Below are 20,224 nucleotides of genomic sequence, written 5' to 3' on the forward strand. Positions count from 1 at the left end.
CGTATGGAAAACATCCTTCCTACGCCGGTCTTGCAGAGCGAAATCAATGAGTGCGGGCTGGCCTGTATCGCCATGCTGGCGGAAACTCAGGGCATTCGCGCACCGTTGACGGAACTGCGGGAGCGTTATCCCGCTTCGCAGCACGGCACTTCGCTGGCGACGCTGTGCGCCATTTTGGGAGAGCTGGCGCTACCGGCTTATCCGGTGGCGTTTGAGCATCAGGATCTGGCGGCGCTGCCTTTACCGGCCATTTTGCATTACGGCGCAGGCCACTATGTGTTGCTGGCGTATCGCCAGGGGGGATACGTATGCGTAATGAATCCGGCATTGGGGCAGCAACTGCTGCCGTACGCTGCCCTGAAAGCGGAAATCAGCGGTTATGCGTTGGTGCTGGATCGCGATGAGATACCGGCTGGTGCACCGGCCCCGCGCAGCGGCCGCCGGCGCGCTTTCGCCAGCTTAAGCCTGAAGGATACCGCCGGCATCGCCGGCATTTATCGCTTGGCGGCGATGACGTTTTTTATCTCGCTGACGCTGTTCATCATGCCGATGATGGTCGCCAGCGCGATCAATCAGGTGTTCGCCATGGCCGGCGAGGTCGCGTTCCCCTATGCCTACTATCTATTGGCGTTCGTGGCGTCCACGGCGTTGGCGCTGGTTGCTCGCATCTTTACCGAACGTTTCATCAAAAATTTCGTGTTGTTGCACGGCGCCGCCGGTTTTTCTCGCCTGCTGGAAAACTCGCTCAATTTCTTCAGCAAACGCGCCCCCGGCGAGATCTTCAGCCGTTTCACCAGCTGGCAGATGGCCGCCGGCCAGAAAATCGAACTGGATAACGGCCTGCGCACCGACTGGATCATTGGGGCCATCGCGCTGGCGGTGATGGGGTATCTGAGCCCGATGCTGGCACTGGTGCCGGTTGTCGGCGTGCTGCTGATGGGGGCGGTCAGCGTGTGGGCCATCTACCGCGATCGGCATTACACCCAGCAGCTGCAGGTGCGAAGCGCGGTGCAAAATGACTTCATCCTGGAAACCATCCAGGGGTTTTCGACCATCAAGTCCGCCGGCCTGGCCGGCCAGCGGCAGGAAGGGTTCGCCGAACATGCCCGCTCGTTGTTCAACTGCCTGCAGCAGCAAAAGATCTATGATCAGATAAAGGGCAGCATTTACCAGCTGATCGGCAGTCTGGAGATGGTGTTGTTCATGCTGCTGGCGTTGCCGCTGCTCAAGGAGGGCGAGCTCAGCCTGGGGGCATTCTTCGCCTACAGCTTTCTGCGCGAAATCTTTACCTCGTACAGCAGCAAGATCTTTTTCGCCGTTTTGCAGAAAAACCAGCTGCACGTCATCGATGAACGCGCGCGGGACCTGTTTCCTGCGGTATCCGTTCGGGCACCGTCTGAGGACGAAAGCGTGAGCCATTTTGACGCGCGGCTGGCGTATCGGGGGGTGACCTTCGCTTACGATGCCGGCCAACCGGTGTTGCGCGATTTGTCTCTGACACTGGAACGGGGAGAGTGTATTGCCATTTGCGGCGGTTCCGGCGCGGGTAAAAGCACGTTGCTGAAGGTGCTCGCCTGCCTGCTGACGCCGCAGCAGGGGGCGCTGGCGCTGGATGGGCGCGTACTGGCAAGCGCCGCCGCGCAGCGGCTGTTTTTCCTGCAAAGCCAGGAGGACATTCTGTTCAATGCCTCAGTGTTGCAGAACATCACGCTGTTCGCGCCGTCTGCGCCGGGCCAGCAACGGCAGGTGGAGCAGGCGCTGCGCAGCCTGGGGTTGGCGGACGCGGTGGCGCAGCTGCCGGGGGGCGTGAATGCCCTGGTGCGGGAGAGCCATGCCGGGCTGTCGCTGGGGCAACGCCAGCGTCTGTTGCTGGCGCGCGCCATGTACAGCCGTTGCCCGGTGTTGGTGCTGGACGAGCCGACGGCGAATCTGGATGAAAAGACCGCGGCGACGGTGATGTCGGCTCTGGTGGTGCATTGCCGTGAAAATCGTAAAACCCTGGTGACGGTCACCCATAATCCGCGGCTGTTGCCGTTGTTCGATCGGGTCTTGCGCATGTCTCAGGGGCGGTTGGTGCCTGAATTCCCCCATGACGTCAGGATGAATGATTGTGCTGCGGTGGAGTGACGAGTCCGGGAAGAGACGCTGGCGGCGAGTGGCGCTGGCGCTGTGCGTTTTGGTGGCGATGGTTGGCGGGCTGTCGTTGCTGAATCGGTCTCCTGACATGCAACCACCGCAAACGGCGCGCGTCGAGCGCGGGGACATCGAAAAAAGCGTGTTGGCGACCGGTATTCTAAAACCGATCCGGCAGGTGAACGTTGGCGCACAGGTCAACGGGCAGTTGAAAAAACTGTATGTCAAACAGGGGGACAGGGTGACCCAGGGGCAACTGTTGGCCGAGATAGATCCGACGCTGCAGCTTAACGAGCTGCGCAAGTCACAGGCCGAATTACGCAGCGCACAGGCACAGAAACTGGCGAGCCAGGCGCAGCTGAAGCAGTACCAGCTGGAACTGACGCGGCAAAGGGCGCTGGCGCGTGACCGCGCCGGCGTGGCCAGCGATTTGGAAAAAGCGCAGGCGCAGCGCGACGCGCAACTGGCGCAGTTGAAAGTGAACGAGTCGCAGATCGTCCAGGCCGAAGTGGCGCAGGAAACCGCCAGGGCCAATCTGGCTTTTACCCGTATTACCGCCCCTATCGACGGCGAGGTGCTGGGCATTGTCACCCAGGAAGGGCAGACCATCGTCTCGTCGCAAAGCGCGCCGACCATTTTGGTGATGGCAGACGTGGATACCATGATGGTGCACACCCGCATATCGGAAAATGACATTTTGCAGGTGAAGACGGGGCAGCCGCTGTGGTTTTACGTCGCCGCCGATCCCAGCCGCCGATATGAGGGGGCCATGGGTGCGATACAGCAGGCGCCGGCGGAGGCGCTGGAAACCGACCCGCTGGGCAGGAATTCAAGCCAGCAAACGGCGGCAGTGTATTACAACGGCGTGTTTGCCGTCGCCAACGACGAACGCCGATTGCGCACCTCGATGACGGCGCAGGTATTTATCATTACCGAACGCGCGCAGGGCGTGGTGCGGGTGCCGATGGCTGCGCTGGGCGAGGCATTGGATGAAGGGGATTACCAGGTCAAGGTGTTGGATGGCGAGCAGACCGTGGTACGCCGAGTGCGTATCGGTACCCGCGATCGTCGCTATGCCGAAGTGCTGGAAGGGCTGAGCGCAGGGGAACGGGTGCTGCTGGATCAGCAGCCTGATGCGGAGGAAGGCCATGTCAGCTAACGCCGAGCCCATTATTGCGTTGGAAAACGTCTCGCGCGAGTTTCAGGCCGGGGAGCAGAAAATTGCGGTCCTCAAGCGCGTATCCCTGAGCATTCAGCGGGGGGAATTGGTCGCTATCGTCGGCGCCTCCGGTTCTGGAAAATCGACGCTGATGAACATCATCGGCTGTCTGGACAAGCCTTCTCAGGGCAATGTGTACATCAACGGGGTGGCTATTGGGCAAGCCGACGGCGATCGCCTGGCGCAGCTTCGCAGCCGGCATATCGGCTTTATCTTCCAGCGCTATCATCTGATGCCCTATCTGACCGCCGGCGAGAATGTGGCGATCCCGGCGTTGTATACCGCCATGCCGGCCGCAGAGCGCCGCCAGCGGGCAGCGTATTTGTTGGCTCGGCTCGGGTTGGCGCAGCGCGGCGGTCATCGTCCGGCGCAGCTTTCCGGTGGGCAACAGCAGCGGGTCAGTATTGCCCGTGCCCTGATGAACGGTGCGGAAATCATTTTGGCCGATGAACCGACCGGCGCGCTGGATAGCGCCAGCGGTCAGGCGTTGATGGCCATTTTGCACGAGCTGAACGCGGTCGGGCACACCGTCGTTATCGTGACGCACGATCGGCGGATCGCCGAGCAGGCACGGCGGATCATTGAGATCGGCGACGGCGAGATCGTGGCGGATCGTCGCCATGAGGCCTCCCGACAGCCTGCTACGTTCGAACGGCCGCTATCGCCGGTAGCCCCCCTGAAGCGCATGGCACCGGGTGTGGCGCTGAAAGAGGCTGTCGGTATGGCCTGGCGAGCATTGCTGGGGCATCGGGTCCGGGCCGTGTTGTCGATGCTCGGCATCATTATCGGCATTGCGGCGGTGGTCTCCGCCATCGCCATCGGGGAGGGCACACGGCGTAATATTCTCAAGGAAATCAGCCAGCTTGGCACCAGCACGTTGGAGATTCGCCCTGGCCTCGGGTGGGAAAAATCGCGCCCTGATTTCGCGCGTTCGCTGAGCGCGCGCGATGCTGCATTGTTGGCGGCGCTGCCTTACGTCGACAGCGTCTCGCCGGTGATCGGCACCCAACTGCTGGCCGTTCGCGAAGGCAAACAGGTGCCACTCGCCGTGATGGGCGTCGGCGAAGGGTATTTCCGCACGCAGGGCATTCGCCTGCTTTCCGGCGGCCTGTTAACCGCGCAGGATCTGAGTGAGCGTGCACCGGTAGCGGTGATTGATCCCTTGTTAAAGCAGGCGCTGTTTTCTTCCCGGCTAGACCCGGTAGGCGCGGTATTGCTGATAGCGGGCGTGCCTTATCGGGTGATTGGCGTCGCGCAGCGTCGCGGCGCTCAATACGCCGGCTCTCAACCGCTTGCCTGGCTGCCCTATACCTCCCTCACCGGCCGCATCGCCGGCGATATGCCGCTGGAATCCATTGTGATGCGAGTGAATGAAAAACTGACGCTGGAAGAGGCGGGGCGGGATGCGACCCGGCGTTTGATCGTAGAACACGGACGGCGGGATTTCTTCACCCTGACCGACGATCAGCTGACGCAATCCATTCAGCGCGCCTCAGACTCCATGCAGCTGCTGATTACCGCGATTGCCGCCATCTCGCTGCTGGTGGGCGGTGTGGGGGTAATGAACATCATGCTGGTTTCGGTGACGGAACGGACCCATGAGATCGGTATTCGATTGGCGGTGGGCGCCGCTGAGAGGGACATTATGCGGCAGTTTCTGATCGAGGCGGTGGTGATCTGCAGCCTGGGGGGCGTGTTGGGGATCGCCTGCGCCGCGTTGGTTAAAGGGGCTCTGAGCGGATTGGCGCCGCAGGTGACGATGATCTTTACCTGGCCGCCGCTGTTGCTGGCCTGCGGATTCTCGGCGTTGATCGGTGTCGGGTTCGGGTTCTTTCCCGCCCGCACCGCCGCGCGCCTGCAGCCGGTGGAGGCGCTGGCGCGAGAATGAGCCGACTTTGGGTTTGTGGGCTGGTGATGCTGTCGCTGAGCGCCTGCGGATGGCGGCCGATCGACGCCACGGCGCCACCGTCGTTGCCGCCGCAGTGGCGCGTGGTCGATGAGCGCTCCGGTTCACTGCGCGCGGGCATCGCCTGGTGGGAAAACTTCAACGATCCGCAACTGTCGGCGCTGATCGACGGCGTGCTGATCGCGAATCAGGATCTGGCGCTGGCCGGATTGCAGTGGCGTGAGGCCATGTTGGAGGCCGGATTAGCGCAGGGCAATTTGACGCCGGATCTGGCCGCCAGCCTGAGTGGCCGCAATACCCGAGCGCTGCGGGGCACGACTACGCCGCAGGAAAGCTACCGTGCAGGGCTTTCTCTGAGCTATGAACTGGATTTATGGGGCAAGCTGGCGCGCATTCGCGAACAGGCAGAATGGCAGGCCGTCGCCTCGGCGTCGGACCGGCGCAATACCGCGTTGACCTTGATAGGGGCTACCGCGCGCGGGTATTGGCAGATTGCCGATTTGAATCAGCAAGTTATCCATCAGCAACGGATGGTGACGATCGCGCGTGAAACTTTGCGGCTGGTGGCGGCACGTCACACCGCGGGCGACGTTGGCCGATTCGAGCTGTTGCAGGCGGAACAGAACCTGTTGGCGAGAGAGAATCAGCTGCATGAGCTGGAGCGGCAGCGGGAAGACGCGCGTAACTCGCTGGCGTTATTGTTTGGGCGATCGCCGCTGCTGCGCTATAGCGAACGGCGTTCGTTGCCGCTTGAAGAGGTGGCTATCGCGCAGCGCCTGCCGGCGGCGGTGATTGCACGCAGGCCGGATGTTCAGGCGGCAGAGCGCCGCCTGAGAGCGGCGCTGGCCGGTGCCGAGGCGGCCAGGTTGAGTTTTTATCCGACGCTGAGCCTGGAAGCCGGGTTGGATGCCGGCAGTGGGCTTTTCCGCCGGTGGTTCAGTGAACCTTCGCGTTCGCTGGGGGCCACGTTGACGCTGCCGTTTATCGAATGGCGCAAGATGCGCTTGTCCAGTGACAAAGCGGCGTTGCAGGCGCAGCGGGCGGAGATTCAATTTCGCGATGCGGTCTACCGCGCGCTGGCCGATGTGGACAACGCCATGCGACAACGCCTGGAAGCACAGCGGCAAATCGGCAACCAGCGGCGGCATCTGGCGATGAGCCGGCAAGCCGTGGCGTTGGCGCGGCATCAATATCAGGCCGGTTCCGTCGCGCTGCAAACGCTGCTGGATGCGCAAGAGGCGGTGTTGACCAGCAAAAATTCGCTGTCGGCGCTGCAATACCGCTACCTGAACGCCACGATGCAGCTCTGGCTGGCGCTGGGCGGCAACGAGGCTTTCGCATCGGGGCAAGGAGAATAAACATGGAGAAAATAAGACGAGTGGTGGTCACCGGTTACGGTGCCGTCACCGCGCTGGGCGGCAACGCGCAGCAAAACTGGCAGGCTATCATGGCCAGCCGCCTGGCCTATCGCTATCACGATAAATCGGCGGCGGGGATCCACGCGCGCTTTTTTGCTTTGCTGGAGTCTGAACCGCCGCTGGAGGGCGTTGCTGCGCGGGTAAGTCGCCGGCTACCCAGATTCGCCAGGTTGGCGCTTGCCGCCGCCGCAGAGGCGATCGAAATGGCGTTTTCATCCTCCTACAGGGGGCCTGCGCACTTTTATTCGTCGTTGGAGTGCGGGGCGATTATTGGCAGCGGCTGGGGAGGGCAGGATGAGATCATGCAAAACAATGCGGACTATCTGCAATCCGGATTGGGGCAGCTGTTTGGCTGTTTTCACGCGATGCCCAATATCGCGACCGCCATATGCGGCCAGCATTGGCTGCTACGGGGTTATCAAGGCTCGCCGGCGGCGGCCTGTGCGACCGGCGGCATCGCGATTGGCGATGCGTTTGAAGTGATTCGCAGCGGCCGCGCCGCAATGATGCTGGCCGGCGCGTCGGAATCGCTGAGCGGCAACGGTGCGATCTGGAATATGGATGCGTTGCGTTTGTTGAGCCGGGAGCAGAAAGATATCACCAAAGCCAGCTGCCCGTTCAGCCGGGATCGCAACGGTTTCGTCCTGGCGGAGGGGGCCGCCGTGTTATGCCTTGAGGAACGGGAAGCGGCTTTAGCGCGTGGTGCGACGATCCTGGGGGAGATCAAAGGGTACGGCAATTTTTCAGACGCTTTCGATCTTACCGCCCCGGCGGAGGATCAGCAGGCGAAAGTGAAAACCATACGACGGGCTTTAGAGCAGGCGCAGCTCGACAGTCATAAAATCGACTATATCAATGCGCATGGCACCTCTACGCGGCAAAACGATGTGAGCGAAACCGAGGCGATCAAGGCGGCTCTGGGGCGCGATGCTTACCGCACGCCGATTTCCAGCACGAAATCCTATACTGGGCATCTGCTTGGCGCATCCGGCAGTTTTGAGGCCATCGTCTGCCTGCAAGCGTTACAGCAACAAATGATGCCGGCAACCTGCCATTTGCACGAGACCGATCCCGAATGCGATCTTGATTATATTCGCGAGGGGCATCGGCATGGCCGTCTGCGTAATGTCATGAGCCTCAGCTTCGGTTTCGGCGGGGCCAATGCGGCGCTGGTATTTGGTTATCACAATGAATAGCGATAGGGCCTATGGAAAAGTATCATCGGTTATATGAGACGATTTGCGGCATGTTGTACGAAGCCAGAGGGCTGGAGAGAACGCAGCTGTCGGCAGATATGCCGCTACAACAGCTTGGGCTGGACAGCCTGGATTATATGGAGCTGATGCTGGTGGTTCGGCGAGAATTCGGCATTACGCTCACTGCGGAAATGCTTATCGAACACCCTGAGTTGACGCTCGGTGAATTGTGCCACGTGATAATCCGTCAATAATTTCATCCCCCCAGGCGATCGCTTGTTGAGGTCAGGCCTGGGTTTTTTTCGTCTGTTGTGACTGCCATTTCATCTCTTACCCTTCCAGTTTCACTCTGTTATCGATATCCATAATTATTAATGCTTATCCGTCAGGTTAATATGAACCCGTGGTGGCGGTTTTTCATTCTCATTTTGGCGGTGTTATTAATGGCGAGTGTTAATGACATGGCAATATTTTTTAGGAATATTCTTTGTTTTGCCGGTTAATTTATCAATCTTACGCCACATCGTGCCAGGCAGTGATAACGCAAGCTAAAGCAAACAGGAAGCCGTGTGGTGATAATGCCGGGAATCTGCGGAACCCATTCGCAAGAGCGACTCACAAGGGTGGTTGATGCCCGTGATAATAACGCCTGTCGCGCTGTTCGCATTCGGCAAATCCGCTATACTCCGCGCTGGATGCAGGAACCTATCCATAAGCCAGGGGCTACCCTGAGTGTCCATTGTGGTGACGTAAAAGGAAAATGACAGCCACATTTTTCCGAGCAAAGTAATGAGGTTGTATGTCTAATCGTAAACATCTGACGCCTTCCGAAGTGGAGAGACTGCTTGAGGTCACGCTGCAGGGAAAGAATCCAGAACGCGATTATTGTTTGATTTATATGTGTTTTATTCATGGGTGTCGCGCCAGCGAAATAGGGGGGTGGCGCTTATCGGATATCGATCTGGAAGGCGGTAATATCTATGTACATCGGTTGAAAAATGGCTTTTCCACCGTCCATCCGCTCTATCTGCGCGAAAGGCAATGTCTGCGGCGCTGGTTGGATAAGCGTCAACGGCACCGCTGGGCCGATCAAGAGTGGCTGTTCCTGTCCAACCGCGGTGGCCGTCTGTCGCGCCAACGTATTTACGGGTTGATTCGCCATTACAGCAAGGTGGCCAAATTGGAGGTCAACGCTCATCCACATATGCTGCGGCATGGCTGCGGATTTGCATTGGCGGACCGCGGTATCGACACCCGTTTAATTCAGGATTACCTCGGGCACCGAAATATCCAGAATACGGTGATTTATACCGCCAGCAATGCACAGCGCTTTAAGGAAATTTGGTAAGTGTGATTTAAGTTAATAACGATAAGGAGTCACTTTGAACTAAACTGAAACATACTGTAAGGACGCGTAAAAACAATGTCAATATTCCCATGCCCTCTTTCCTGTTTAAAGCTTAATTCTTTTTGAAAACAGTGTGTTGTGATTTTTTCTCGTATCCCCTACCTCCTCTTAATCTAAGCAAAATCCTAATCAAAAATCCGCGGATTTAAATCATTGAGTTTACGCCTTGGTTTTTTAGTCTGATTTAATATCACTTTGTTACTCAGCTGGTTTTAAATCCTGTTAAATGGGTTTTTATTGGTTTTAAAAACCAAAGGAGTCACTTTAGTTCAAAATGAATCGTTTGGGTGAATAAGCCTGAAGCCATTAATCAGTCTGGCTACGGCCCTTCACATTCATGGAACTAAATAAAAGGAATGACATTAAGGATATGTCGGAAATAAACCCCATGCATATTTTGCATAATTTTAAGGAAAGTAGGATGAAAAAGAATCTGTTGGCTGTAGCTGTATTGACCGCGTCCGCATTTATCCCCTCTGCATTTGCTGCTGACGGCGCGCTGAATATCACTGGCTCCATTACCGATCAGTCTTGCACCGTCGATCCAGACTCCCAGAACAAGCAGGTCGCTCTGGGTAAGATTGCCAAAGACGCATTCGCCCTGTCTAAAACCGCCGGCGCCAAAGCCTTCAACCTGGTGCTGAAAAACTGCCCGCAAACTGTGACCGGCGCCACCGTGCGTTTTGACGGTACTCAGGTGCAGGGGCAGTCCGGGCTGTTGCAACTGACCGGCGCCGGCACCGCTGGGGTCGCGGGCGGTATTGGCGTACAGCTGCTGGACGACGGCAGCAACGTGCTCAATATCGGCAACGATTCCCGCGTGTATGCGCTGGAAGAGAACAAAGACAACACCCTGGGCTTTGTCGCGCGCTATTTCGCTTATGACGACGTTTCCGTCGGTAGCGCCAACGCTACGGCCAACTTCACCATCGTTTATCAGTAAGTCTATGCCGTCACGGCGGCGAAACAGTTAGAAAAATGAGCCAGAGGGCGTGTTCTCTGGCTCTTGTTCATCGGTGATGGGAACGGGAAGAAAGAGATGAAAGCTGGATACTTTGCGCTGACGGCGGCGTTGTTGATGACGCTTTGGGTTCCGGTACAGGCCGGTGTAGTAGTGGGTGGGACGCGCCTCATCTACGACGGCGGTAAAAAAGAGTCTGCTCTGAATATCAACAATCCGGATGCGGTGCCTTATCTGATCCAATCCTGGGTCGATGCGCAAGAGGGCGATAGCGCGAAAGCGCCTTTTATTATCACGCCGCCGCTATTTCGTTTGGACGGGGGCCAAAATAACCTGCTGCGCGTGGTACGTGCGGGCGGCAATTTACCGACGGACAGAGAGTCGCTGTCTTGGCTGAATGTGAAGGCTATTCCTTCGGTGGAAAAGAAAGAGAACACGCTGCAAATTGCGATCAAGACCCGCATCAAGCTGATTTATCGCCCGCAGGGGCTCGTCGGCAATCTGGAAGAGGCGGCCGGTAAAGTGACGTGGCGGCGCAGCGGCGATCGTTTGCAGGTGACCAACCCTTCTCCCTACTACCTCACCTTTTTCAATTTGAAGCTGAATGGCCGCGCCATTACCGGCAACACCATGGTGGCGCCGCAGGCGAGTGCCAGTTTCCCGTTGCCGACGGCAAGTGGCGCAGGTGGCAGCCTGAGCTGGCAAATCATCAACGACTATGGCGGCACCGGCCAGACCTTCACCAGCACGTTATAACCGGGCCGCGGTGCGTGTTTTTTTGCTCTGGGATAACGCTGGAGCAGGCGTTCGGCTTACCTGATTCTTCGTCGGGCCGAGCCAATCGGGACAGGGAGTTAAAAGGATGAATAACCCGAATTGCATTGGTTTACCAGGGGCGCGATCGGTTCTGGCCGGCCTGATATCTTGCCAAATGGCGCTGCTGAGCTCGATCGGCACGGCTCATGCGCGCGATTATTTCAACCCGGCGCTGCTGGAAATTGATAATCCGGCGCTGCGCGGCGCCGATCTCTCGGTGTTTGAGGAGAACAGCAGCCAGGCGCCCGGGAACTACCGGGTCGATCTTTACCTTAACGGCGAACAGATCGACAGCCTTGACGTCGAGTTTCGGCTTATGCCGGGAGCCGACGGGAAGCAAGCGCTGCAGCCTTGTTTCAGCACGGAAAGATTGGCTGAATTGGGCGTCAGGGTGGCCATGTTTCCGGCGATGGTGCCCGGGGATAGCTGCGTCAACCTGGCACAGACCATTCCACAGGCCTCTGCGGTATTCCTGTTCAATCAGCTGAGGCTGAATTTGAGCATCCCGCAAGCGGCACTGCGCTTGAATGCGCGTGACTACGTTTCCCCGGATAAATGGGACTCCGGCATACCGGCGCTGTTGGTCAATTACAACTTCAGCGGCGCCAATAACCAGATGCGCGACAGCGAACGGCAAAACAACAATAACTATTACCTCAATCTGCGCTCGGGCATCAACTGGGGCGCCTGGCGCCTGCGTAACTATTCGATCTGGAACCATTACACCGGCGGTTCTTCTTCCTGGCGCTCAATCAACACCTACCTGCAGCGCGATATCGTTGCGTTGCAAAGCCGCCTGACCCTGGGGGACAGCACAACGCCCAGCGATGTGTTCGATAGCGTGCAGTTCCGTGGGGGGCAATTGGCCTCTGAGGACGACATCCTGCCGGACAGCATGAAAGGGTACTCGCCGGTGGTGCGCGGGATCGCGCGTACTAATGCACAGATCGTAATCCGGCAAAACGGCTATGTGATTTATCAAAGCTATGTGCCGCCGGGGGCATTTGAAATTACCGATCTGTATCCCACGGGCGGCAGCGGCGACTTGAATGTGAACGTGCGTGAGGCTGACGGCCAGGAGCAGCATTTTGTGGTGCCGTACGCCGTGGTGCCGGTATTGCAGCGCGAAGGGCGTTTTAAATACAGCCTGACCAGCGGGAAATACCGTTCATACGGCGGTGGCGTTGATGAACGCCCGTTCAGCCAGGCGACCGGGATCTACGGTCTTCCGTGGGGGGCCACGCTGTATGGCGGCGTGCAGGCGGCCAGTAAGTATCAGTCCCTGGCGCTGGGTTGGGGGCAGAACCTGGGGGCGGTGGGCGCGCTGTCTGCCGATGTCACCCAGGCCTGGACCAAGCAGGAAACCCGGCCGAAGGAGCAGGGGCAGTCATGGCGTTTGCGTTACGGCAAGAACTTCATTGAAACCGGCACCAACTTTAGTCTGGCCAGCTACCGCTATTCCACGCGCGGTTTTTATAACCTGCAAGAGGCGCTGGAGAGCTACGGCGGCAACAGCGCTATCTATAACGATCACAAGAAGAGTCGCGCCGAGCTGACGATGAGCCAAAGCCTGTGGGAGCGGGGGGGGACGCTGTCGCTCAGCCTGTTTAACGAAGACTACTGGGACGATAACCGCCGTTCGCAGTCTGTCAGCCTCAGCTACAACAACAGCTGGGAGGCCGTCAGTTACGGTCTGAATTACACCTTCAACCAGAACGGCTACGACAGTAACGGCAATCGCAGCAGTATTCGTGACCATATCGTAGCGTTCAACGTCAGCGTACCGCTCAGCAAATGGCTGCCGGGCAGCTATGCCACCTACAGCATGAACGCCAGCCGCAATGGCGCTACCAGCAATAACCTTGGGTTGAGCGGTACCGCCTTGCCGGGCAATAACCTCAACTACAGCATCAACCAGGGCTATACCGGCAGGGGCGTGGGGGCGAACGGCAATATTCAGGCGGACTACAAAGGCGCCCTCGCCGAGTGGAACCTGGGGTATGGCTACGATCGCCATCGCCGGCAGGTGAACTACGGCGTACAGGGGGGCGTTCTGGTGCACCAAAACGGCGTCACGCTGTCGCAGCCGCTGGGCGATACGGTGGCGTTGGTGCAGGCGCCCGGCGCGTCAGGGGTGGATGTCCTGAACCAAACCGGGGTGAGCACCGATTGGCGCGGCTATGCGGTCGTGCCTTACCTGACGCCTTACCGGCGCAATATCGTCGGATTGGACGGTGAATCTTTTGCTGAAGATGTCGACATGACGCTGAGCAGCCAAACGGTGATCCCAACCCGCGGCGCCGTGGTGCGTGCCCGCTTCAATCCGGACGTCGGTGCCCGCGTGTTGTTGACCTTGCTGACGTGCAGCGGTGACCCGGTGCCGTTCGGCGCCACCGTCAGCAATCTCAACAGCCCCTCTGACAATGCCGGCATCGTCGGCGACGGTGGCCAGGTTTATCTGGCCGGCCTGGCGGAGAGTGGGCAGCTGCGGGTGAAGTGGGGCAATGACGCGGCTCAGCAATGTCAGGTCAACTATCAATTGGCTAATCAGCTCGAGAGCGGTGGGATTCGTCTCGTTAACGGGCAGTGTTTATAAGGTACATATGATGGCGACAGGAATATCGATTCAACGAGGGATCATCGTCGGCGGGCTATTGGCGTGCGCAACGTTCAGCGCACCACAAGTACAGGCGGCTTTCGGGCAGTGTGCTCCTATTTCGGGGACTCATGGGTTTTCATTCCTCTTTTCCCCGGTTTTAACCGACCCGTCGCAAAACGTGGTGGGGCGGATTATTAAGAATGCTGACGGCGGCAACTGGAATTTGCCCGGTTCTTATCGGGTGAAGTGCGAATGCCAGACGCGTACGGCGTCTTATGTCACCGCCAAAATGCTGCTGAGCGAGCCGGTATTCAGCAGCGGGGGGTTAACGTATTACGCGTTGAATGAATACCTGGGGGTCGCGAGCGAAGTTTTCGTGGCGGGATATCGCAATGAGTTTATTGCCGCACCGTTCACCAATGAGTCTAACTTTAAGACCGATATGGATGGCGATGACGAATCCTGTGCCAGCACGCCCTACAACAGCGGCGCTCGCGGGCGAATTCATCTGTATTTCCGCCGCCCTTTCGTTGGCGTGACCACAATCCCCAGCACCCGCCTGGTGGACACCTATGTCTCGGTGGCGAGTGGCGTGAAAAGCGATGTGCCGGTCTCCACGATATCAATGAGTGGCACCGTCACCGTGCCGCAGAGTTGTGTTATCGATCCGCAAGTGGTTACGGTCAATTTTGGCGACATCTTGACCTCGAATATCCAAACCAAGGGCGCGATGCCGCCCCGTTTTACTCCAGAAGAGAGAACGCTGACGCTGGCCTGTCGCAATATTTCCGCCGGCGTCAAGGTCAGCCTGTCATTCCGCGGCGAGGCTGACGGCAGCATGCCTGAGGCGCTGAAAACCAGCAATCGCGACATTGGCGTGATGATTAAGGATATGCAGGGCAATGTGATTCGGCCTCAGAGCGGGCGCTTGCTAATCGATAACTTCCAATATCCCAATCAGAGTGGCAGTTCACGGATCAGCATCTATCCGATCAACACCACCGGCCAGCTCCCTGCCGTCGGGCAGTTCAATGCAACGGCGACCATTCAGGCAGAAATTCAATAAACGGATATTTCAACGGTAGCGGGCCGTGCCCGGCGTTTAACGAGAAGGAATAAAGTATGGGGAAGGTTATTAGCGGTATCAGCTGCAAATTGGCGCTGGCTGGCCTGTTGCTCTTGGCCATGCCGACAGCGCAAGCCACATCAAAACTAGTCATTACCGGCAACATCAAAGCGGCGCCCTGCGAAATCGACGGCGCAAACGGCTCGATTTCGGTCAATCTGGGGGATGACATTTCCGCCGCCGTCCTGGCGACCTCCGGGGCCTCCAGCCCTTGGGTGGAGTTCCCTTTGACGCTAAAAAACTGTCCGAGTACCACCACGTCAGTTGTCGCGACCTTCAGCGGGACGGCCGCTGAGGAAAGCACCAGCTTATATAAAAGCACCGGCGGTTCTCGTCGGGTCCAAATTGAATTGCAAAACAACCAGGGAGCAAACCTGGGCAATGGCAAGAGCATGACCCAGTCAGTTAATCAGGCGACGCATGAAGCCAAATTCAATTTGCGGGCGCGGGCATACAGCACCAATGGCGGTTCTACGCCTGGCTCGATAGAGGGTGTCCTGCAGGTCACTTTTGTCTATCAGTAGACAAAATACCGTCCTAAGTGGAATGCTAACGACAGATTTAATGTGATGATATGAACAGTAATTATCCATCAAGAACGACTTTGGCGGCCGGTAAGGCAACGACGGGGGCCGTGGCCATCATGGAGCCCTGCCTCATCACGGCGTTGGGGATGAGAAATCGCTTGATTGAGTCCTGCGGCCTGCAGCCCGACAACGTTCGGCAGGTGACGAACCTAGTGGCATTGAGAACCTTATTCACTCAGCATGTGCACCGCTTATTGGTGATGGATTTGTGCGGTAAATCGGAGTCGGTATTGGACGGTTTCCGGTTGATCGCTGAAGTCCGCGAAAACTCGCCGGACACCGCGATAGTCATTTGCACGGCGCTGGATGAACCGAAGCTGTTACGGCAACTGATCGCCTCCGGCATCAGCGGCCTGATGTTGAAGCAGGAGCCGGCCATTGCGTTGACTCACTGCGTCCAACAGGTTTTGACGGGCTGCAGCAGTTTCAGCTATCGGGTGCGTCAACGTCAGTTGCATGAAGCGACGGCTGACAAGCCCCTGACGGCGAAGGAGTTGGATGTGCTGACCCAGCTGTTTTCCGGTAAAAGCGTAACCAACGTGGCGTTAACGATGTGCCGTGATATACGCACCGTCAGCACCCATAAACGCAATGCGATGTTGAAGTTGGGATTTCACAGCGATGGAGAGTTATACCTTCAGGGGAAATGGATGGCTGCGCAAGGTTCATCCTTTGTTCGCTAGGCATGCGCGAAATGCCTTTCGGCTAAGCAAGCACAGGAGCAGATTATGCATTTATGGCGTCAGCAACCGCTGAACATAGCGATAATGGACAGATGTCCATTAACGTTGGAAGGGTTGGCGAGTTTTTTAAAAACGCTGCCAACCCAGGCAAAAGTCGTCGTAAAGGAAACCAGCGTCCGCGCGGTGGCGGACAGCGTGGTCTATCAGCAGGCCGACGTGCTGATTACCGAAATGGACGGCGAAGATGAGACCGTGGCTCAGGGCAGAGAAACATTGCTGGCTCTGAGCACGCAGCTGCCCGACTTGCGGGTAATCGTCTATACCTGCTGCCAGAATGCAGAAGAGTTAGGGCGCCTGTTGAACCAGCCTAATGTCAGCATCGTTGCCAGAGATGACGCTTTGCCGCTGGTGGCGGAGTTTTTTAATCGCGTGTTGCTGGGGGAACGTGTGTTGAGTCCGCAGATTGGGGCTGTTCTGGCGGCTTCCGTGAGTGGAGAGGAGGTTAGCACGCGAAAGTTGACCCGCTGTGAGAGCGACGTTTTGGCCTTTTTGTTTAACGGTATGAGCCTGCGGCAAATCGCCGAGTTGCAACGCCGCAGCATCAAGACGATCAGCGCGCATAAATGCAGCGCCATGCGTAAACTGCAGGTAAAGAATGACAGCGAACTGTTTTCTTTGCACGGCAATATTACGCGGCAATTGGGGGGGAAATGGTCAAAGGGGACCTAGCCTTTAATGAAAGGGTATGGCGTTATGATTTATCGGCAGGTTTACCGCTAGCATAACCAGTGCGGCGTGCCCCTGGGCGCTGAGGCATGAAAAGCAGCTCGGCGTTAAAGTCGTGCTGGAGTAGGCCGTTAATGACGTGCCGGGCTGCATCTTCCCATCTGATGTTTGTACCAAACTCGATGCGCTGTTTAGCAAAGGACGAGGTCCCGCGTAGTTATTCTCATTGTGAGATTAAATGCTGATTGCGCGGAATCGTTCTACGTTGGTCGCGGTGTAGATCACCGTATTCTGGATATTTTTGTGTCCTAAATAATCTTGAATCAAACGCGTATCGATCCCCTTATCCGCAAGGGCGTAGCCGCAGGAGTGTCGCAACATGTGAGGATGGACCTGAACGCTAATACCGGCCATTTCGCCATACATTCTCATTAATCGATACAGCTGCTGACGTGATATTTGTCCGCCATGGCGCGACAGGAATAACCATGGAGCTTCTGCGTCAGGATAGCTCGTCCGCTGGGTCAACCAATGTAACAGCGCCTGCCGTTCTCGCGGTTGGATCGGATGCTGAACGGAAAACCCGTTTTTCAGCCGGGATATATGGATCCGATTGGAGGTAAGATCAATATCCTCCAGGCGTAAAGCACGCAGTTCGCTAACCCGTAAACCGTGAATAAAGCACATTAATAGTAGACAACGATCTCGAATGCTATTTTTCCCCTCATGCACGGCAGCAATCAGCTGCTCAATTTCAACCTGACTGAGAAATTTCCTTTTTTTCATTTTTCTTTCCTGCGTCTTTGATGTTGGCGATTTCTATCATGAAGTTTTATTAAAGCATTGGAGCATAATGGGCAGCAAAGGAAATAAATAATTTCATTTTTTAATAGATGGTTTTTTTATCTTTTCTATTTTTTCATTTTTCAAGTGAATATATTTTGTGTTTTATATGGTTATTTAATTTGTTTCATGAGGCTATTTAATTAGCGAATATTTAGCATCTCTTTAAGAGCCCCATGGAGAGTTTTCATCCGTCAGACAGCCATGAGATACCCTCTCTCTGATCGGTGCTTGATAAATTGTGATGAGAATTCGTCTTGATCTCATTCTCACGCCGCTTACAATGCCTGCCAGATCGCGACTTCAGAGGTTTTTTCATGGAACTGCTACGGGTGGTTTATCACCAGTACCGTTGGCCATTTCTGGCTGTCATGGCGCTGACCATGGCCAGCGCCGGTTTAGGCATCGGTATCATTGCATTTATCAATCAATACCTGATGGAGGCCGGCGGCAATGCATTGGCCGTGCTGCCGATGTTTCTCGCCCTGCTGGCATTGCTGATGGCGGTCACGCTGGGCTCGCAATTGGCGCTGACGACATTGGGCCATTACTTCGTCTATCGCCTGCGTGGGCAGTTGGTGAAGCGCATTTTGGATACCGATATTGAACGCCTTGAACAATTGGGTAGTGCCTCATTGTTGGCCAGCCTGTCCAGCGATATCCGCAATATTACCGTCGCCTTCGTGCGCTTGCCTGAGCTGGTTCAAGGGGTGATTTTAACCCTGGGGGCGGCGGCCTATCTGGGGTGGCTATCACCGAAAATGCTGGCGGTCACGGCAGTCTGGGTGGCAGTGACCGTCGTGGGCAGCGGCTGCCTGGTGTCACGGGTTTATCGTCATATGGCCAGTTTGCGTGAGTCTGAAGAGCGTCTCTATCATCGTTATGAGTCGGTGATTGACGGTCGTAAGGAGCTGACGTTGAACCGCAAGCGGGCGCAGGCGCTGTACGAACAGGCCTATCAGCCCGATGCGCAAGCTTATCGCTACCATATCATTCGCGCCGACACCTTCCATTTGAGCGCGCTCAACTGGTCAAATATCATGATGTTGGGCGCGATTGGGCTGGTGTTCTTTATGGCCAACAGTCTGGGATGGGCGGACTCGGCGGTGGCCGCCACCTATTCACTGACGCTGCTGTTCTTGCGCACGCCATTACTGCAGGCGGTCGGGGCGTTTCCGACGCTGGTCAGCGCCGAAGTGGCCTTTAACAAGCTGAAGACGCTGCGCCTGGCCGAGTATCAAGCGGCGTTTCCTGCCGCCGTTGGCCGTTCCTGGCAGACGCTGGAGCTACGCGACGTGGTTTTTCACTATGCGGATACCGAACAGCAGCCCGGTTTTGCCGTCGGGCCGCTCAATCTGACGCTGCGCCGTGGTGAGTTGGTCTTTCTGATCGGCGGCAACGGCAGCGGCAAGTCAACGCTGGCGATGTTGTTGACCGGGTTGTACCAACCGGTGAGCGGGCACATCGTTCTGGATGGCGTCGCACAGACCGCGGCGGATATGCCGGACTACCGTCGGCTGTTTTCGGCGATTTTCACCGATTTTCATCAGTTCGATCGCTTGCAGGGGCCGGAAGGTGGTGAACCCGATGCGGAATTGGTCGCCGGCTGGCTCGATCGGTTGAATATGAAAAGCAAACTGCAGTTCGACGGCACCAGGGTGACCAACCCGCAGCTGTCGCAGGGGCAGCGTAAACGCCTGGCTCTGTTGTTGGCGGTGGCAGAGCAGCGCGATATTCTGCTGTTGGATGAATGGGCCGCAGATCAGGATCCGCAGTTCCGGCGGATTTTCTATCGCGAGCTGTTGCCTGAATTGCGCGCGCTGGGCAAAACGGTGTTTGCCATCAGCCATGACGATCACTACTTTGAACACGCCGATCGGCTGCTTGAGATGCGCTCAGGCCATTTACGCGAGTTGACCGGCATTGAGCGTGAACACGCCAGCCGGGATTCCGTCAGTAGAATCGGTTAACTCACGCCGGCCCGGGCGAGACTAAAACGGGCCGGTGCTCCCCCGCAGGATTTCAGTACGTCGCTTCATTTTCTCTCCCCCCTTCAGCGCGGTCTGTTGCCGATTTGCCTTATGACCAGTCAAATAATTGACTGCTGAATTATTTACCAGTGGTTTAATTTTGACCTCTCAAGGTGTGGCACACTGCACATTCGTTCGCCTATCAATACAAGTTAACGGCTGCCGATAACAAGGGTATCCACGGTGCCGTCCTTACTGAGGCTGCAGTGCAGGTCTATGGGTAGCAGCAGTTTTTTAAAATGCCATAGGAAAAAACGACTTTATCGATCGTTAAAATAGATCAATAATCTCAATTTGAATGGTTTAATCTATTGGTTGAGGGCGCTGTGGTGAGCAAGGATGGATCAGATATCAAACGTAAAGCATGGCTGTGCGTATTTATCGGGAGTGGGCTGTTTTGGCTACTCATCGGCGCCGTGATTTATTGGTTACTGAATTAAGTAGGTTAAGCAGGAAGGCGACTTGTGAACAAAAAGCAGGCTAAAAACCGTGAGGGCGCACAGCGTCGTGCGCAGTCCAAAATTCCGCCTTCGTGGGTGTTGAGCGATGAGCAACGCGCCTTCATTGAAGACT

General features: G+C 56.8%; 17 protein-coding genes. 16 read left to right on the top strand and 1 reads right to left on the bottom strand.

The features are described from left to right. Window positions 1-3: 3 nt before the first annotated feature. From ACJ8QI_RS20805 to ACJ8QI_RS20870, 14 genes are all read left to right on the top strand, one after another. Window positions 4-2,127 (top strand): peptidase domain-containing ABC transporter, encoded by a 2,124-nt coding sequence (locus ACJ8QI_RS20805; protein ID WP_442533015.1) that lies wholly within the window; start codon window positions 4-6, stop codon window positions 2,125-2,127. A 58-nt stretch (window positions 2,128-2,185) separates the two neighbouring features. Continuing rightward, window positions 2,186-3,292: an efflux RND transporter periplasmic adaptor subunit gene (locus ACJ8QI_RS20810; RefSeq protein WP_227818450.1), complete on the top strand. Its 1,107-nt coding sequence runs from the start codon at window positions 2,186-2,188 to the stop codon at window positions 3,290-3,292. Then, complete coding sequence (locus tag ACJ8QI_RS20815; RefSeq protein WP_342121489.1) at window positions 3,282-5,240, top strand: ABC transporter permease; 1,959 nt, start codon at window positions 3,282-3,284, stop codon at window positions 5,238-5,240. The genes ACJ8QI_RS20810 and ACJ8QI_RS20815 overlap by 11 nt, the downstream gene beginning before the upstream one ends. Continuing rightward, window positions 5,237-6,616 carry an efflux transporter outer membrane subunit gene (locus tag ACJ8QI_RS20820; RefSeq protein WP_442533016.1) on the top strand — a complete coding sequence of 460 codons (1,380 nt, stop codon included), beginning with the start codon at window positions 5,237-5,239 and terminating at the stop codon, window positions 6,614-6,616. The genes ACJ8QI_RS20815 and ACJ8QI_RS20820 overlap by 4 nt, the downstream gene beginning before the upstream one ends. A gap of 2 nt (window positions 6,617-6,618) precedes the next feature. Then, on the top strand, window positions 6,619-7,872 hold the full coding sequence (locus ACJ8QI_RS20825; RefSeq protein ID WP_102985190.1) for a beta-ketoacyl-[acyl-carrier-protein] synthase family protein: 1,254 nt from the start codon (window positions 6,619-6,621) through the stop codon (window positions 7,870-7,872). An 11-nt stretch (window positions 7,873-7,883) separates the two neighbouring features. Continuing rightward, complete coding sequence (locus tag ACJ8QI_RS20830) at window positions 7,884-8,126, top strand: acyl carrier protein (RefSeq protein WP_060422950.1); 243 nt, start codon at window positions 7,884-7,886, stop codon at window positions 8,124-8,126. A gap of 545 nt (window positions 8,127-8,671) precedes the next feature. Beyond that, entirely contained in the window at window positions 8,672-9,220 is a 549-nt protein-coding gene (locus ACJ8QI_RS20835; protein ID WP_044030581.1) for a tyrosine-type DNA invertase, read from the top strand. 481 nt (window positions 9,221-9,701) lie between these two features. Beyond that, complete coding sequence (locus tag ACJ8QI_RS20840; RefSeq protein WP_442533017.1) at window positions 9,702-10,223, top strand: fimbrial protein; 522 nt, start codon at window positions 9,702-9,704, stop codon at window positions 10,221-10,223. A gap of 96 nt (window positions 10,224-10,319) precedes the next feature. Further along, window positions 10,320-10,997 carry a fimbrial biogenesis chaperone gene (locus ACJ8QI_RS20845; protein ID WP_442533018.1) on the top strand — a complete coding sequence of 226 codons (678 nt, stop codon included), beginning with the start codon at window positions 10,320-10,322 and terminating at the stop codon, window positions 10,995-10,997. A gap of 106 nt (window positions 10,998-11,103) precedes the next feature. Continuing rightward, window positions 11,104-13,653: a fimbria/pilus outer membrane usher protein gene (locus ACJ8QI_RS20850; protein WP_442533019.1), complete on the top strand. Its 2,550-nt coding sequence runs from the start codon at window positions 11,104-11,106 to the stop codon at window positions 13,651-13,653. Between the two features lie 7 nt (window positions 13,654-13,660). Beyond that, entirely contained in the window at window positions 13,661-14,722 is a 1,062-nt protein-coding gene (locus ACJ8QI_RS20855; protein WP_442533020.1) for a fimbrial protein, read from the top strand. 56 nt (window positions 14,723-14,778) lie between these two features. Further along, a complete protein-coding gene (locus tag ACJ8QI_RS20860; RefSeq protein ID WP_055313676.1) occupies window positions 14,779-15,306 on the top strand; it encodes a fimbrial protein in 528 nt (175 codons plus the stop codon). 50 nt (window positions 15,307-15,356) lie between these two features. Continuing rightward, window positions 15,357-16,052 (top strand): LuxR C-terminal-related transcriptional regulator, encoded by a 696-nt coding sequence (locus tag ACJ8QI_RS20865; RefSeq protein WP_442533021.1) that lies wholly within the window; start codon window positions 15,357-15,359, stop codon window positions 16,050-16,052. A 45-nt stretch (window positions 16,053-16,097) separates the two neighbouring features. Then, on the top strand, window positions 16,098-16,781 hold the full coding sequence (locus ACJ8QI_RS20870) for a LuxR C-terminal-related transcriptional regulator (RefSeq protein WP_442533022.1): 684 nt from the start codon (window positions 16,098-16,100) through the stop codon (window positions 16,779-16,781). A 231-nt stretch (window positions 16,782-17,012) separates the two neighbouring features. Here the strand turns inward: ACJ8QI_RS20870 and ACJ8QI_RS20875 are convergent, their stop codons facing one another. After that, the gene (locus ACJ8QI_RS20875; RefSeq protein ID WP_141960106.1) at window positions 17,013-17,564 is read right to left on the bottom strand and encodes a tyrosine-type DNA invertase; all 552 of its coding nucleotides are present in this window, start codon (window positions 17,562-17,564) and stop codon (window positions 17,013-17,015) included. A gap of 374 nt (window positions 17,565-17,938) precedes the next feature. Between ACJ8QI_RS20875 and ACJ8QI_RS20880 the strand changes: the two genes are divergently transcribed. Both ACJ8QI_RS20880 and ACJ8QI_RS20885 read left to right on the top strand, forming a co-directional pair. Then, entirely contained in the window at window positions 17,939-19,591 is a 1,653-nt protein-coding gene (locus tag ACJ8QI_RS20880) for a multidrug ABC transporter permease/ATP-binding protein (RefSeq protein WP_336844373.1), read from the top strand. Window positions 19,592-19,977: 386 nt separating this feature from the next. Continuing rightward, on the top strand, window positions 19,978-20,091 hold the full coding sequence (locus tag ACJ8QI_RS20885; protein WP_072265486.1) for a YmiA family putative membrane protein: 114 nt from the start codon (window positions 19,978-19,980) through the stop codon (window positions 20,089-20,091). Window positions 20,092-20,224 lie beyond the last annotated feature (133 nt).

It is taken from the genome of Serratia sp. CY84636 (genome assembly GCF_052166245.1).
GTDB lineage: Bacteria > Pseudomonadota > Gammaproteobacteria > Enterobacterales > Enterobacteriaceae > Serratia > Serratia nevei.

What these genes read in the sequence shown, in the direction of transcription:
- ACJ8QI_RS20820 (WP_442533016.1), top strand. Translation starts at nt 5,237, where the DNA reads ATGAGCCGACTTTGGGTTTGTGGGCTGGTGATGCTGTCGCTGAGCGCC.
- ACJ8QI_RS20815 (WP_342121489.1), top strand. Translation starts at nt 3,282, where the DNA reads ATGTCAGCTAACGCCGAGCCCATTATTGCGTTGGAAAACGTCTCGCGC.
- ACJ8QI_RS20840 (WP_442533017.1), top strand. Translation starts at nt 9,702, where the DNA reads ATGAAAAAGAATCTGTTGGCTGTAGCTGTATTGACCGCGTCCGCATTT.
- ACJ8QI_RS20835 (WP_044030581.1), top strand. Translation starts at nt 8,672, where the DNA reads ATGTCTAATCGTAAACATCTGACGCCTTCCGAAGTGGAGAGACTGCTT.
- ACJ8QI_RS20850 (WP_442533019.1), top strand. Translation starts at nt 11,104, where the DNA reads ATGAATAACCCGAATTGCATTGGTTTACCAGGGGCGCGATCGGTTCTG.
- ACJ8QI_RS20845 (WP_442533018.1), top strand. Translation starts at nt 10,320, where the DNA reads ATGAAAGCTGGATACTTTGCGCTGACGGCGGCGTTGTTGATGACGCTT.
- ACJ8QI_RS20855 (WP_442533020.1), top strand. Translation starts at nt 13,661, where the DNA reads ATGATGGCGACAGGAATATCGATTCAACGAGGGATCATCGTCGGCGGG.
- ACJ8QI_RS20865 (WP_442533021.1), top strand. Translation starts at nt 15,357, where the DNA reads ATGAACAGTAATTATCCATCAAGAACGACTTTGGCGGCCGGTAAGGCA.
- ACJ8QI_RS20860 (WP_055313676.1), top strand. Translation starts at nt 14,779, where the DNA reads ATGGGGAAGGTTATTAGCGGTATCAGCTGCAAATTGGCGCTGGCTGGC.
- ACJ8QI_RS20870 (WP_442533022.1), top strand. Translation starts at nt 16,098, where the DNA reads ATGCATTTATGGCGTCAGCAACCGCTGAACATAGCGATAATGGACAGA.
- ACJ8QI_RS20880 (WP_336844373.1), top strand. Translation starts at nt 17,939, where the DNA reads ATGGAACTGCTACGGGTGGTTTATCACCAGTACCGTTGGCCATTTCTG.
- ACJ8QI_RS20805 (WP_442533015.1), top strand. Translation starts at nt 4, where the DNA reads ATGGAAAACATCCTTCCTACGCCGGTCTTGCAGAGCGAAATCAATGAG.
- ACJ8QI_RS20830 (WP_060422950.1), top strand. Translation starts at nt 7,884, where the DNA reads ATGGAAAAGTATCATCGGTTATATGAGACGATTTGCGGCATGTTGTAC.
- ACJ8QI_RS20810 (WP_227818450.1), top strand. Translation starts at nt 2,186, where the DNA reads ATGGTTGGCGGGCTGTCGTTGCTGAATCGGTCTCCTGACATGCAACCA.
- ACJ8QI_RS20875 (WP_141960106.1), bottom strand. Translation starts at nt 17,564, where the DNA reads ATGAAAAAAAGGAAATTTCTCAGTCAGGTTGAAATTGAGCAGCTGATT.
- ACJ8QI_RS20825 (WP_102985190.1), top strand. Translation starts at nt 6,619, where the DNA reads ATGGAGAAAATAAGACGAGTGGTGGTCACCGGTTACGGTGCCGTCACC.